Annotated in this window: 11 protein-coding genes; 10 read left to right on the forward strand and 1 reads right to left on the reverse strand. The window is 37.9% G+C overall.

Annotated elements, in window-relative coordinates; all coding sequences use genetic code 11:
* Position 1: 1 nt before the first annotated feature.
* From NY10_RS01805 to nth, 10 genes are all read left to right on the forward strand, one after another.
* Complete coding sequence (locus NY10_RS01805) at positions 2 to 577, forward strand: ReoY family proteolytic degradation factor (protein WP_058918385.1); 576 nt, start codon at positions 2 to 4, stop codon at positions 575 to 577.
* Positions 578 to 869: 292 nt separating this feature from the next.
* Positions 870 to 1,661, forward strand: a complete 792-nt coding sequence (gene dapB, locus NY10_RS01810) for a 4-hydroxy-tetrahydrodipicolinate reductase (RefSeq protein WP_058920198.1) — start codon at positions 870 to 872, stop codon at positions 1,659 to 1,661.
* Positions 1,658 to 2,869, forward strand: coding sequence for a CCA tRNA nucleotidyltransferase (locus tag NY10_RS01815; RefSeq protein WP_058918386.1), 1,212 nt, complete (start codon positions 1,658 to 1,660; stop codon positions 2,867 to 2,869). Before dapB ends, NY10_RS01815 begins: the two co-directional genes overlap by 4 nt.
* 91 nt (positions 2,870 to 2,960) lie before the next feature.
* Positions 2,961 to 3,563, forward strand: a complete 603-nt coding sequence (locus tag NY10_RS01820; protein WP_058918387.1) for a nitroreductase family protein — start codon at positions 2,961 to 2,963, stop codon at positions 3,561 to 3,563.
* Positions 3,564 to 3,744: 181 nt separating this feature from the next.
* On the forward strand, positions 3,745 to 4,218 hold the full coding sequence (locus NY10_RS01825) for a hypothetical protein (RefSeq protein WP_058918388.1): 474 nt from the start codon (positions 3,745 to 3,747) through the stop codon (positions 4,216 to 4,218).
* Positions 4,219 to 4,335: 117 nt separating this feature from the next.
* Entirely contained in the window at positions 4,336 to 7,140 is a 2,805-nt protein-coding gene (dinG, locus tag NY10_RS01830) for an ATP-dependent DNA helicase DinG (protein WP_058918389.1), read from the forward strand.
* A gap of 30 nt (positions 7,141 to 7,170) precedes the next feature.
* Positions 7,171 to 7,647 (forward strand): cell wall elongation regulator TseB-like domain-containing protein, encoded by a 477-nt coding sequence (locus tag NY10_RS01835; RefSeq protein ID WP_058918390.1) that lies wholly within the window; start codon positions 7,171 to 7,173, stop codon positions 7,645 to 7,647.
* Positions 7,648 to 7,799: 152 nt separating this feature from the next.
* A complete protein-coding gene (asnS, locus tag NY10_RS01840) occupies positions 7,800 to 9,098 on the forward strand; it encodes an asparagine--tRNA ligase (protein WP_058918391.1) in 1,299 nt (432 codons plus the stop codon).
* Between the two features lie 116 nt (positions 9,099 to 9,214).
* The gene (locus NY10_RS01845; protein ID WP_058918392.1) at positions 9,215 to 9,928 is read left to right on the forward strand and encodes a DnaD domain-containing protein; all 714 of its coding nucleotides are present in this window, start codon (positions 9,215 to 9,217) and stop codon (positions 9,926 to 9,928) included.
* Between the two features lie 16 nt (positions 9,929 to 9,944).
* Entirely contained in the window at positions 9,945 to 10,595 is a 651-nt protein-coding gene (gene nth / locus NY10_RS01850; RefSeq protein ID WP_058918393.1) for an endonuclease III, read from the forward strand.
* A 141-nt stretch (positions 10,596 to 10,736) separates the two neighbouring features.
* On the opposite strand, the gene NY10_RS01855 is transcribed toward nth, so the two are convergent.
* On the reverse strand, positions 10,737 to 13,367 hold the full coding sequence (locus tag NY10_RS01855) for a PBP1A family penicillin-binding protein (RefSeq protein ID WP_058918394.1): 2,631 nt from the start codon (positions 13,365 to 13,367) through the stop codon (positions 10,737 to 10,739).
* Positions 13,368 to 13,393: the final 26 nt, after the last annotated feature.

Consider the following 13,393-nt stretch of genomic DNA (forward strand, 5'->3'; position numbering starts at 1 on the left):
CATGAACATCAAAGTACCTTTAGAAGCAAAAAAAGTATTTCTTGGGTGGTTCTTAGATCGTCACCAGTTAAAACGAAGAGAGTCAATGTGGATTTTAAATTATTTGTTAAACCACGATATTGTTTTGAATAAAGTTCATTTTGTTGAGTCTGTAGATACTACGCCACGAGGAATGATGATGTCTTCGGTGGGAACGGATAACGAACCGTTTTTCTTTTATAAAGACGGTACATTGTTTAATGACCCTGAACAAGCCTTTCATGAGGTTCGCTTGAATTGGCATGAAGATATCTACGTTGAACTCATCTTCAGAGATCCTTGGAAATCCCCGCAATACCTAGCTGTATTAGAAGATAATCCTTATCATAAATGGAACGACTTTGTCAGTTTAGAATTGAAAAAAGAAGTTGAGCATGCATTAGCTGCTTTATCATTAAGCGAACAAAAACAACAAATTATGAATCAAGTGGATGAAGCGCTAGAAGCTGGCGACCGCGAAGGATTTATTCAACTTTCAAATGACTTAAAAGAAATTGAAGAAGCACTTATAAAAGAACAAAAAAAGCCAAATCATTAGTCCTGCTGATTAATCTAACAGTGATGATATATGAATAACTCTTCTAGTTAGTCTATTTTGGTTTCAATCGTTCCTTTGAATTTATTTGAAATTCAAAGGAACTTTTTATTTTTACTGTATTTTTTGATAAGATTATCAAAAAATACAAAAGGTTTGTAAAACTAAACAACAACTCTTGCAACCAGCCGACTTTTTGGTAGTATTAATGAGAAAGCTTTTAATGAGTTGCTTTTTATGAAGAACAAATTTAATAAACAGGATAAAAACTGTTTTGAAGGGAAAGATGGACAAGATGATTAAGATAGTCGTAGCTGGATTTAAAGGTAAGATGGGAATGACAGCGACAAAAATGGTTAGAGACCACGAGGGGTTTGAGTTAGTAGGCGTGTTAGACCCGCATGCCAAAGAAACGAACTTAAACGAATTAGCTGAATTTTCAACAGTAGATGTCCCTATTTTTAATGATAAAGAAACGGTTGTTAAAACGGTGAAAACCGATGTTTGGATCGACTTCACGATTCCATCGGTAGCTTATGAAAATACGCGTTTTGCTTTAGAGCAAGGCATTCGTCCTGTAGTAGGAACAACCGGATTTTCTGAAACTGAAGTAAATGAATTGGTCAATTTATCTCAGAAACAAGCCCTTGGAGGATTGATAGCCCCTAACTTTGCTATCGGGGCTGTATTGATGATGCAATTTTCAGCGAAGGCAGCCAAATACTTCCCAGATGTGGAAATAATTGAAATGCACCATGATAATAAATTAGATGCACCAAGCGGAACAGCTATTAAGACAGCTGAAATGATCTATGCAGAACGTGGCGAACATCAACAAGGACATCCAGATGAAAAAGAAAGCATTCCTGGAGCACGTGGAGCGGATTACCATGGAATGAAAATCCATAGTGTCCGTTTGCCAGGTTTAGTAGCTCACCAGCAAGTTCAATTTGGCAGCACAGGCGAAGGTTTGACAATCCGTCATGATTCATATGATCGTGCTTCTTTTATGACTGGTGTAGCTCTGGGCTGTGAAAAAGTTATGGACCTGAAAGAATTAGTTTATGGATTGGAAAATTTGTTATGATCGCTTTCAACCAAAAATTTACGACTGCTTTGCCTATTATTGAAAAAATACAAGCAGCAGGTTTTGAAGCTTACTTTGTAGGTGGTTGTGTAAGAGATGCTCTATTAAACAAAGAAATCAACGATGTTGATATTGCTACTAGCGCTTTTCCTGCTGAGGTCAAAAAAATTTTTCCGAAGACGATCGATGTGGGCATTGAACATGGGACCGTGATGGTTTTAAGCAAAGACGACTCTTATGAAGTGACCACCTTTCGAACAGAATCGACTTATCAAGATTTTAGAAGACCAGATCAAGTTGTTTTTGTGCGTTCGTTGGAAGAAGATTTAAAACGGCGAGATTTTACAGTAAACGCGTTAGCGATGGATCAAGAAGGCCAGGTGATCGATTATTTCGATGGCGTAAATGATTTGAAAAGAGGGTTGATCAAAGCGGTAGGTTCACCAGAAGAACGTTTTTTTGAAGATGCTTTGCGAATGATGCGCGGTGTCCGCTTTGTCAGTCAGTTAGACTTTATTATGGATAACGAAACGGAAAATGCTATTCATAAACATCATGCTCTTCTTGAAAATATTGCAGTTGAACGCATTCAAGTAGAATTTATGAAACTTCTTTTGGGAAGAGGCCGGCAAAAAGCTTTGAAAGCTTTTATTCAAACAGAGTTGTATCGTTATTGCCCTGGTCTTTCACTTTATAAAAACGAATTAGAATCATTTGCTGCGTTAGAAGGTCGAATTCCAACACGGTTAGCTGCTTGGACGATGTTGTTGTTTATGCTAAAAAAATCAGAAGATGAAGTTGAGACATTCTTACGAGAATGGAAGTGTTCTAAAAAAGAACTGCAAAGAGTAAAAACCGCTTACATTGCTTTGCAGCAGCGTATCAAAGAACCGTTAAACCGCTTATTTCTATATCAAAGCGGTTATGAGATTGCTCTAGAAGTTGAATACATGCTGCCTTTCTTTAATCGTGAATCCGATACCGCTTATTTGGAAGAATTAAATGCATCATTACCAATAAAAAGCAAACATGAGATAGTTGTTTCTGGGCATGATTTACTGCAGCAGTTTGATGCTAAACCGGGAAAATGGTTAGGGGAAGCCTTAGATAAAATAGAAACTGCTATTTTACTAGGAGAAGTTGCGAATGAAAGAGTTCAACTTATAAATTGGGCAGATTCCCATCTCGAAAAAAATCGTGGTAATTAACACAATAAAGATGAACAAAAGAACAGTTTACTTACGAAAAGAAAGCTGTTATACTATTTGAGTAAGTTACTTTTAAGGGGGAATTACTCAAATGGAAAACCAATTCACAAATTTACTAAAAGAACGTCGTTCAATTTATGCTTTAGGAAAAAATGTATCACTATCTAATGATCAAATTTTAGCATTAGTGAAAACAGCGGTTAAAGAAAGCCCATCTTCATTTAATTCACAAACTTCCCGTGCGGTTGTATTGTTTGGAGGAGCTCATGAAAAACTATGGGACCTAACAGAGGCGGCATTAAAAATAGCTGTTCCTGAAGGACAAGATTTTGCTCCAACTATTGAAAAACTAAACTCTTTCCGTGCTGGTTATGGAACAATTTTATTCTTTGAAGATATGAGCATTGTTAAAAATCTGCAAGAGCAATTTGCGCTATATGCAGATAACTTCCCAGTATGGGCAGAACAATCTTCTGGAATAGCACAACATTCAGTATGGACTGCATTAGCAACTGAAAATATCGGCGCTAGCTTGCAACATTACAATCCACTGATTGATGACGCTGTTCGTTCAGAATGGAATTTATCTTCTGATTGGAAATTGCGTGCACAAATGCCATTCGGCTCAATTGAAGCACCAGCTCAAGGCAAAGAGTATATGGATGACACTGAACGAGTTCTTTCGTTTAATTAATTTAAATTTAAAAAGCGTTACATCAGACCACTAAATCTAATGTAACGCTTTTTATTTTTTGTTCTGACATGTGTTTAAATTCACATATTCGAACGATTTGGCTTTGTTTTTTCTTTTATTGTGTTATAATAACATTGTTCAATTAATCACAAATACACAGAGCTAAAAGGAGGAAATAATAATGAAAAGAGAAGTAACAGCTTTAAAATTCTATTTTAAAAATGGTGAAACTTGGACCATTAAGAAAGAGTTCATTGGAGACTTGTGGGTTAAACAAATCAGTAAAAGCTTCGGACGGATAGCAGGCGGAGAATTACAAGAAATCTTTCCATGCGAATCGTTAAAAATCGAAATTTTTCCAGAAGCTGATAATGTGAACACAGATGATATCAATTTAGGAGGATTAGAGTTGGGAATGTTTGAACGCGTCACTAAACATCCCGACATTGAAAAAATGGACATCCTTTATAAAGAGGGAGATCATCTTAAATCAGATGTTATGGTAGAGTCGGATTGCGTTTACTTTCCTTACGACCCGATGGATCCAGATGGAAATGACAATGCTTATCAAACCGGCTTTATCTCTACAGACAACCATTTATTTATAGTCATCGATCCTCTTAAAAAAGCGGAAGATATTTATTCTGTTAAATAAGCGAAAAAATAAAAACTATGGACGATTAAGCGCCATAGTTTTTTTGTGTTTTCTGATACTTCATAGTATGATAGGTAAAGACAATAACGATCAAGAAATTAGAATTAGGTGACTAAGGTGAAAGAAAAAGTTACATATGCAGTAGTAGATATTGAAACGACTGGTGGAAACGCCGCAACTGGAGACCGTATGATTCAATTCGGCTGCGCATTGATAGAAGAAGGTAAAATCGTGCAGCAATATGCTATTGATATTAACCCGTTAGTTAGCATTCCGAAACAGATTGAACATTTGACAGGCATCTCTAATCAAACAGTTGCTAATGCACCTTATTTTGAAGATGTAGCACCAATGATCTACAACTTGTTAGAGGGATGTATATTTGTCGCGCACAATATTCAGTTTGATTATAAGTTCCTTTCAGAAGAGTTGGTTCGCTGCGGGCTTCCGCCTTTAAATAGTATAGGGATGGACACCGTTGAACTTGCGCAAATTTTATTGCCCACTGAACCGAGTTTTCGTCTTAACGATTTAGCTACACGATTTGGTTTTTTACATGACAACCCTCACCAAGCAGATAGTGATGCTTATGTAACTGCAGAGTTATTTCTGCTGTTAAAGCAAAAATTGAAAAAGCTGCCTCTAGTAACGGTTGAAAAATTAGTGGAACTAGCTGAGCATTGTACCATGCAGACAAATTTGTTTTTTAAAGAAACATTAAGTGACATGCTGACTATGCGCCAACTATTGTCTGATGATTTGCTGGTCAAAGAAGGGCTGGCAATTCGTAAAAAAACAGTGACATATGAACAGCGGACACACCGTGAAACGGAACATTACCCTGTCGGTATTGAAGCAAAGGAACAGTTATTCCAGAAGAAGTTAACTACCCGAAAATTACAAATACAAATGATGGATGAAGTTTACCGTTATTTTTCTGAGAAAGATTCGGAGCATTTTGTTATTGAAGCAGCTACAGGGATTGGAAAAACGTTAGGGTATTTGATTCCATTAGCCTATGTGGCAACACCTCAAGAGCCCGTGATCATTAGTACGTACACAACGTTATTGCAAAAACAATTGCTTGAAAAAGATAGTATACAACTTAATACGATTTTGCCATTCGCGGTTCAAGCAGCGATTTTAAAAAGCAAGCATCACTATATTCATTTGGCTAAATTTCAAGAGGTTTTAAAAGATCCTATCGAACACCAAATGGATGCCATTTTAAAAATGCGGACCCTGACTTGGTTAACTGAAACAGTTACTGGTGACTTAGACGAATTAAATTTAACCAATTACTTGCAGCCGTTTTGGAACAAGATTCGGCATCGAGGGTGGATGGACAATGCTCAAGAAGATCTTTTTTATGAGCAAGATTTTTATCTTCATGCTCAGGAGAAAGTCAAGCAAGCAAGCATTATCATCACGAACCATGCCTTTTTATGCCATGATCTGCAACGTGAAGAACCGGTACTGCCAAATGTGCAAAAAATAATTATTGATGAAGCACATCACTTGGCTGATGTAGCAACTACAGCATCCAGTGAAGTTTTTTCTTACTACCGCAATCAGCAGTTGATGAAATTAATAGGAAAGCGAGCAGACGACAAAAGCTTTCTAAGTCGATTAAGTGCATTAGCAGAAAAGAGCAACAGCATTCAATTGACTCAAATCAATATGATTGAAATGAGCGTTGTTGCTTTTGAAGAAGAGCTGGCTGCTTTTTTTGACAAACTGATTTCGTATTGCCGTTCAGAACTCCCTGAAAGACAACAAATGTCAGACCAATTAGATGTGCAATTTTCTAAAACTGAAAATTGGACGCTTGATTTAAAGAAAAAGACAAAAATTCTTTTGGCATTGATGGAAGACATTGTTTTCTTAGGTTATGAAATTACTCGGCAAGCTTTAATTCACCGTGAACAATTTACTCACCGAGAGCGGCATTTAATTGATGATTTTTTTGAACTGATTGGAACAGTTGAATCGCAAAAGGGTATTTTTCAAAAGATTTTTCGAGAAAGCGAACAAAATGAAGTTACCTGGTTTTCTTTTAAACAAAAAAGCCCTAAAAACAGTTTTGTTATCAAACGTTCAAGAATCGATAGCAGCGAATTTTTAAGAACAAAATTGGCAGAACAAACGACTTCCATTTTGTATACTGGTGCTACGTTAGAGTTGAATGGCGATTTTTCTTATTTTGAAAAGCAACTGGGTGAGAAAAAGTTGCGTAAAATGGTTATCCCATCACCGTATGATTATCAAAAACAAGCACGGTTATGGATCCCTAAAGAATTAAAGCCGCTAAAACAATTGACTAAGAAACAATATGCCGAGATGATCGTTGAACACTTGGAAACAGTCATCCAGCATTCAAATGAAAATATGATGGTCTTATTTAATGCAAACGAAACTTTGCAAGATGTTTTTTCTTTACTTCAACAACATCCTGCGTTTACAGGGCGTGAATTATTAGCGCAGGGCTTATCCGGCAGCAGAGATCGAATCCTCAAACGTTTCTTTCATTCTACCGGCGGCATTTTGTTAGGTGCAGACAGTTTTTGGGAAGGCGTTGATCTGCCAGGAAAGTCATTACGAATTATTGTAGTGACACGTCTGCCTTTTGAGTCACCCGACCGTCCTTTCACAAAAGCGAAATATAAGTGGTTAGAGAGCCAACAATTGAGTCCATTTAAGATGGATACGTTGCCTAAAGCGACAGTCCGTTTAAAACAAGGGTTAGGCAGGCTAGTTCGTTCAGAAAAGGATAAAGGCGTCATGATTGTTTTAGATGACCGACTTATTAAAACCAACTATGGACAGCAGATGCTGGCGTCGTTGCCTCATGACTTGGTAAAAGAAGTAGTGGCAAAAGAAGAGCTGCAACGGAATTTGTCGCTGTTCTTAGAAGAAGACTAAAATGAAGGAATACGTAAAAGAGGAGATTTCATGAAAAAAACGATCATTAGCGGATTAACTATTTTGATGGCTGCCGTCATTTTTGGCTCCATTTATTTATTTAATACCAGCCGTCAACCGTTAAAACAAGCTGAAGCGGAGACGATTGCGATTGCCAAAGAAACAGCCGGATTAACAAAAGCGGATAAATTTTATTGGTACAATAATGCAGAAACCTATTTCAGCGTAGTCGGTACCGCCCAAAATAAAGAACCTGTTTTAGTCATCGTTGAGCAAGAGGGTGGAGATGTAGTTGTTCTAAAAGAAGGAGACTACATTACTGAACAGCAAGCTAAGCAAATTGTAAGAGAAGCAAAAAAACCAGCTGAGTTGTTGGAAGTACGAATTGGGATCGAAGAAGACGTTCCAGTCTGGGAAGTGGCTTACAAGCAAGAAAATGGGCGTTTAGGTTATTATGTCATTACCGCTAAGGATGGAAAATGGGTAAAAGATATTGAGAATATCTAAACGGAACCGCTTAATGTAAGAAAGACTAAATTTTCCCCGTTTTTTAATGCTAACTTTGCATAAGTTGGTTATAATAAGAAGAGTCATCACTACTTTGAAAAGTAACATCAAAATGAAAGTAGTTAATTTTAATTCAAAGGGAGACTATAACCGTGAAACATATTTCAATTAAAGAATCCAAAAATCATGTTGGAGAAGAAGTAACGATCGGAGCGTGGGTAGCCAATAAACGATCAAGCGGAAAAATCGCATTTTTACAATTGCGTGATGGTTCAGCTTTTTTCCAAGGAATCGTAGTGAAAAGTGAAGTTGGAGAAGAAGTTTTTCAACTGGCTAAAGGTCTAACACAAGAGACATCAATTTTACTTACGGGCACTATCCAAGAAGATAGCCGTTCAAAATTTGGTTATGAGATTGTTGTGAAAGAAATTGAAATCATTGGGGAAAGCCATGATTACCCCATCACACCAAAAGAACACGGAACAGAATTTTTGATGGATCACCGTCATTTATGGTTACGTTCCTCTAAACAACACGCGATTATGCAAATACGTAACGAAATCATTCGTGCAACGTATGACTTTTTTAATAAAGAAGGATTTATCAAAATTGATCCGCCTATTTTAACAGCGAGTGCTGCTGAAGATTCTACGGAACTGTTCCACACAGAATATTTTGATCAAGAAGCTTATCTATCTCAAAGCGGACAGTTGTATATGGAAGCTGCAGCTATGGCGTTTGGCAAAGTATTTTCATTTGGTCCAACTTTCCGAGCTGAAAAATCTAAAACGCGTCGTCACTTGATTGAGTTTTGGATGATCGAACCTGAAATGGCCTTTATGGATCATGAACAAAGCCTGGAAGTCCAAGAACAATATGTGGCTTATATCGTTCAAAGCGTATTAGACAATTGTGAGCATGCTTTATCAGTTTTAGAACGCGATACAGACTTATTAAAAAAATATACCGAGTTGCCATACCCAAGAATCTCTTATGACGATGCTGTTGTCCTTTTAAATGAAAATGGATTTGATGATATTACTTGGGGCGATGACTTTGGTTCCCCTCATGAAACGTTTATCGCTAAACAATTTGATAAACCAGTCTTTATCTTAAACTATCCTAAAGCTATCAAAGCCTTTTATATGAAACCACATCCAGAACGCGAAGATGTAGTCTTGTGTGCCGATTTAATTGCACCTGAAGGGTACGGAGAGATTATTGGCGGAAGCGAAAGAGAAGTTGATTTTGACGCTTTGACACAACGCATTAAAGAATTTGGTTTAACTGAAGAAGATTACGCGTGGTATTTAGATTTACGTAAATACGGCTCAGTTCCGCATTCTGGATTTGGTCTAGGATTAGAAAGAGCTGTTACTTGGATTTGTGGTACGGAGCACATTCGTGAGTCCATTCCATTCCCACGTTTGTTGAATCGCATTTATCCTTAAATCAATATTGACAGTGACTTAAGTTTCTTAAGTCGCTGTTTTTTTCACATAGCTGATCAGAACAGCATAGCTATTAGCTAAGGAATTTAGAAGATGGAAAAGTAAGGAGTATAAAAATGACCAATCAATTATTACAAACCTGGCTTAAGGCGGGAGACACAACGATAACCAATGTGCTATTAAAAGAATATCGGCAGATCGGTTTGTCTAATGAGCAGTTGATATTAGTTCTTCAATTAAAATCATTTATGGATGCGGGAATTCTGTTTCCAGACACTGAAGAAATTGCAAAAAGAATGGAAATATCGTCAGCTGAAGCTTTTCGCGGTATTCACGAGCTGATTCAAAAAAAAGTTTTAACGATTGAAACTGAAAAAAACAGTGATGGAAAAACAAATGACCAGTACAGTTTAACGTTACTTTGGGACAAATTAGGGATATTATTGATTCAAACTGAAAAAAAAGTTGCAAGCGAAGAGCAAGAACTTTCTGAGCAAGAACTTTTCCGGCGTTTTGAAGCTGAGTTTGGCAGAACGCTCTCTCCAATAGAGATGCAAACCATAGGAATGTGGCTTGACGACGATAAATACCCTATTGATTTGATTGAATTAGCTTTAAGAGAAGCAGTTTTAAGTCAAGTATACAATTTAAAATATGTGGATCGAATTTTATTGAATTGGGAACGTAAAAACATCCGTTCCAAGGCACAAGTGGAAAATGAGACCAAACGTCACCGGCAAAATAAAGCAGCCAGTCCTTCTGGTCCTTCAACAGATAAAGAACCTGGAGCAAAAGTTCCGCTTCACAACTGGTTAAACAATAACAATTAAAACGGGAGTGACTTGAGTGCTATCGAAAAAAAAGACAATAGAATTGATTGAAGCAATGGGAGAGCTCTTTCCAGATGCTAAATGCGAGTTGAGCCATTGCAATGCTTTTGAGTTGTTGATCGCAGTGATGTTGAGTGCTCAAACGACAGATGTGTCTGTTAATAAAATAACCCCGAAATTGTTTGAAACGTATCCAACGCCTCAAGCTTTCTTAGCAGCACCAGTAGAAGACATTATGGCGCTGATCAAGACGATCGGTTTATACCGCAATAAATCAAAATTTATCAAAGGGTGCTGTCAAAAATTAGTTGATGAGTTTAATGGCGAAGTTCCGCATACCCGAAAAGAATTGGAGTCTCTTCCTGGAGTAGGCAGAAAAACGGCGAATGTCGTTTTGAGTGTGGCTTTTGATATTCCTGCAATAGCTGTTGACACTCACGTAGAAAGAGTGACAAAACGTTTAGGCATATGCCCTCCGGATGCAACGGTTCGTGAAGTGGAAGAAATATTAATGAAAAAGCTTCCTCCTGAAATGTGGAGTGCAGCTCACCATCGATTAATTTTCTTTGGACGCTACCAATGCACTGCTAGAAACCACGATCATGAAATTTGTCTGCAACTGCTCGGTCAAAAGACTAATGGAAACGGAAAAATAGTGAACGACTAAATTAAAAGGGATAAAAAGAAAAAGAGCGAGAAAAAACTCTTTTCATCTTATACGTATAATTAAAGAAAAAAGCTTCAAATCAAAGGTTTTATCCTTGATTTGAAGCTTTTTATTTTGGAGTCTTTTATCCCGGAACTTTCATTAGGTTTCAGGAGTTTTTTCTGGCTCATCTGTATCGGGAGCTTCTTCGTTAGTGGGTTGAGAAGAGGAAGAAGATTCCTCTGGAGCTGATTCGGAAGATTCTTCGGAACTGCTCTCACTGCTAGAAGAACTGCTTTCGCTACTTTCGTTTTCAGATTCACTGCTGCTTTCTTCAGAGCTTTGTGAAGAGCTTTCTTCAGAACTTTCAGAAGAACTATCAGCACTGCTGTCTTCTGTTTCTTCTTTTTCAGGAACCGTTACTGAAGTAGACGCTTTTGGTCCAGTCTTATCGTTAGCTTTAACGGCAAGAGTGATGTCTACTTTTCCTTCTGATGGGTTTTGGATCACGTAGGATAAATCGGAAGTTTCATAAGCTTGTCCATCAACGGTTAAGACATAATTAGCTTTGCTCGTTTTATCTTTTAGTGAATAAGCATCCCATTGAACAGAAATTTCATCTTTTTCTTCATCATAAGCTGCTTTTAGTCCACTTGGAGCTTTCAATTCTTCGCCAAATGAAGTTGAAACAGAAGTTGGTTGAGTCCCTTTAACAAAGAGTTCCTTGACAATACTGCCAGAAGGAGTATTTGGTCCTGGCAGTTTAGCTGGATTTGAACCAGCTTCAACCGCTACTTCAACAACAGAAGCCGGTTTAGTCCAATCGGAATTCTCAACAGACGCTGACACATGCGACATTAATGAGCGGTAGATCTTCCGTGGGAGTTGTTGAGAAGAAGGGCTTAACCAATGGCCATCTGTGTACTTATCATCGTATCCTACCCAAACAGAGATAGAATAGTTGGTTGTATAGCCACTGAACCAAGAGTCGGGCACTCCGCCGCTTGGAATGTCGTATTTTGCTTTTTCTTCGTCAGTATAGTTGGTCGTACCGGTTTTACCAGCTTGCGGCAATCCAGAAATTGTCACTAGGTCTTTATTCGTACCTGAATTGACAGTGTCTTTTAGGATATCGGTGATCATATAAGCTGTCGAATCTTTCATAGCTTTGCTTGTATCAGGGGTCAAATCAATTTCTTGACCATTTTGTAAGACAACGCTGGAAACGGTATAGGGATCGGTATAATCTCCGCCGTTTGAAAAAGCAGCATAAGCAGCTGAAAGTTGGATTGGTGTGATTTCTCCACCGATGGCATTTGATTCTACTAATCCTTTTGTTTCACCATTCCATTTGGTTACGTCGATGCCTAGGTTAGCCAAAAATTCAGTTGTATCTGGATAACCGACTTCTTGAAGGATTTTAGCAGCTGGCACATTTCTTGAATCGATCAAAGCTTCGCGGAGACTCATTTGGCCGCGGTAGCTTCTATCATAGTTGTAAAGTTGTCCACCGGCTTTAAAGGTATAAGGTTCATCCACAACTTGTTGATACGTGGAGTAATTTAAATAGTCAATCGCTGGACCATACACACTTAATGGTTTGATTGCAGAACCGACACTGCGGTTCATTTCTGAAGCGCGGTTTAAACTCAATTGGCCTTCTTGGTTACGTCCGCCGCCGATCGCTTTCAATTGACCGGTCTTAACGTCTACCATTGAAACACCAGCTTGAATGTCTTCATCGGGATAGGCAATGTATTCATCAGAATTTAAAATATCGTACACTTGTTGTTGAGCATCCATATTCAGATTGGTTTTGATTTTTAAGCCAGCGGTATAAGGGTCTAATTTGGTTTTTTCTTTCACTTCTTTAATGACTTCTTTTAGATAAGAGTCAAATACCAAGTTATTTGTTTCGTCACCTGAATGATCAATTAAACCATCTTCAATCGGCACTGCTTTGGCTTCATCTGCTTCAGCAGTTGATAGTTTTTTGTTATCTACCATCATCGTTAAAACCAGATTGCGGCGTTTCTCAGCTTTTTCAGGATTCGTGTAAGGATTATAAGTGTTTGGCGATTGAGGCAGTCCGGCCAGCATAGCGGCTTGTGATAGGGATAACTCATTTAACGGCTTATCGTAATAATACTCGCTGGCAGTGCTCATCCCATAGTTATTATCAGACATATAGACTTTATTGATATAGAACGTTAGAATTTGTTCCTTAGTGTAAGTCTTTTCCAATTTCAAAGCTAACCAAGCTTCTTGAGCTTTACGCTTCAATGTTTGGTCGGCTTCATCTGTAGAAAAAACAGACAATTTAATGAGTTGTTGTGTCAGGGTACTTCCGCCTTCAGAAGCGAACCCTTTAGTCAAATTAGCTACTACAGCTCCGCCAATTCGAATGGGGTCAATGCCTTTGTGCGTATAAAAACGTTGGTCTTCAATCGAGATAATGGCGTCTTTTAAGACTTGTGGAACTTGATCTTCAGTGACCACATCTCGGTTTTGCCCGCCCAAAGTATAAAAAACTTCTCCTTTATCATCTAATAAATCAGAAGAAATCGATCCGGTCAAATCTTTTTCGGTCAATTCGGGAGCAGAAGCAGCGTAATAGGCAAACAAACCAGCTCCAGCAATCAGAGCAGTAATAAATGCAATGAGAATTCCAAAAACGATGGTTTTCCATAACGGTCTAGTAGGGGCCTTTTTTTTCTTTACAGGTTGTGAGCGTCGTTTTTTATCATTTTGTTTTTTCGAAACACGTGACATGGTTTCTTTTTTTTCTGGCATAAGTCGTTCTACTCCTTAACATTCTA

The organism is Carnobacterium sp. CP1, from assembly GCF_001483965.1.
In the GTDB taxonomy this organism is placed as follows: domain Bacteria; phylum Bacillota; class Bacilli; order Lactobacillales; family Carnobacteriaceae; genus Carnobacterium_A; species Carnobacterium_A antarcticum.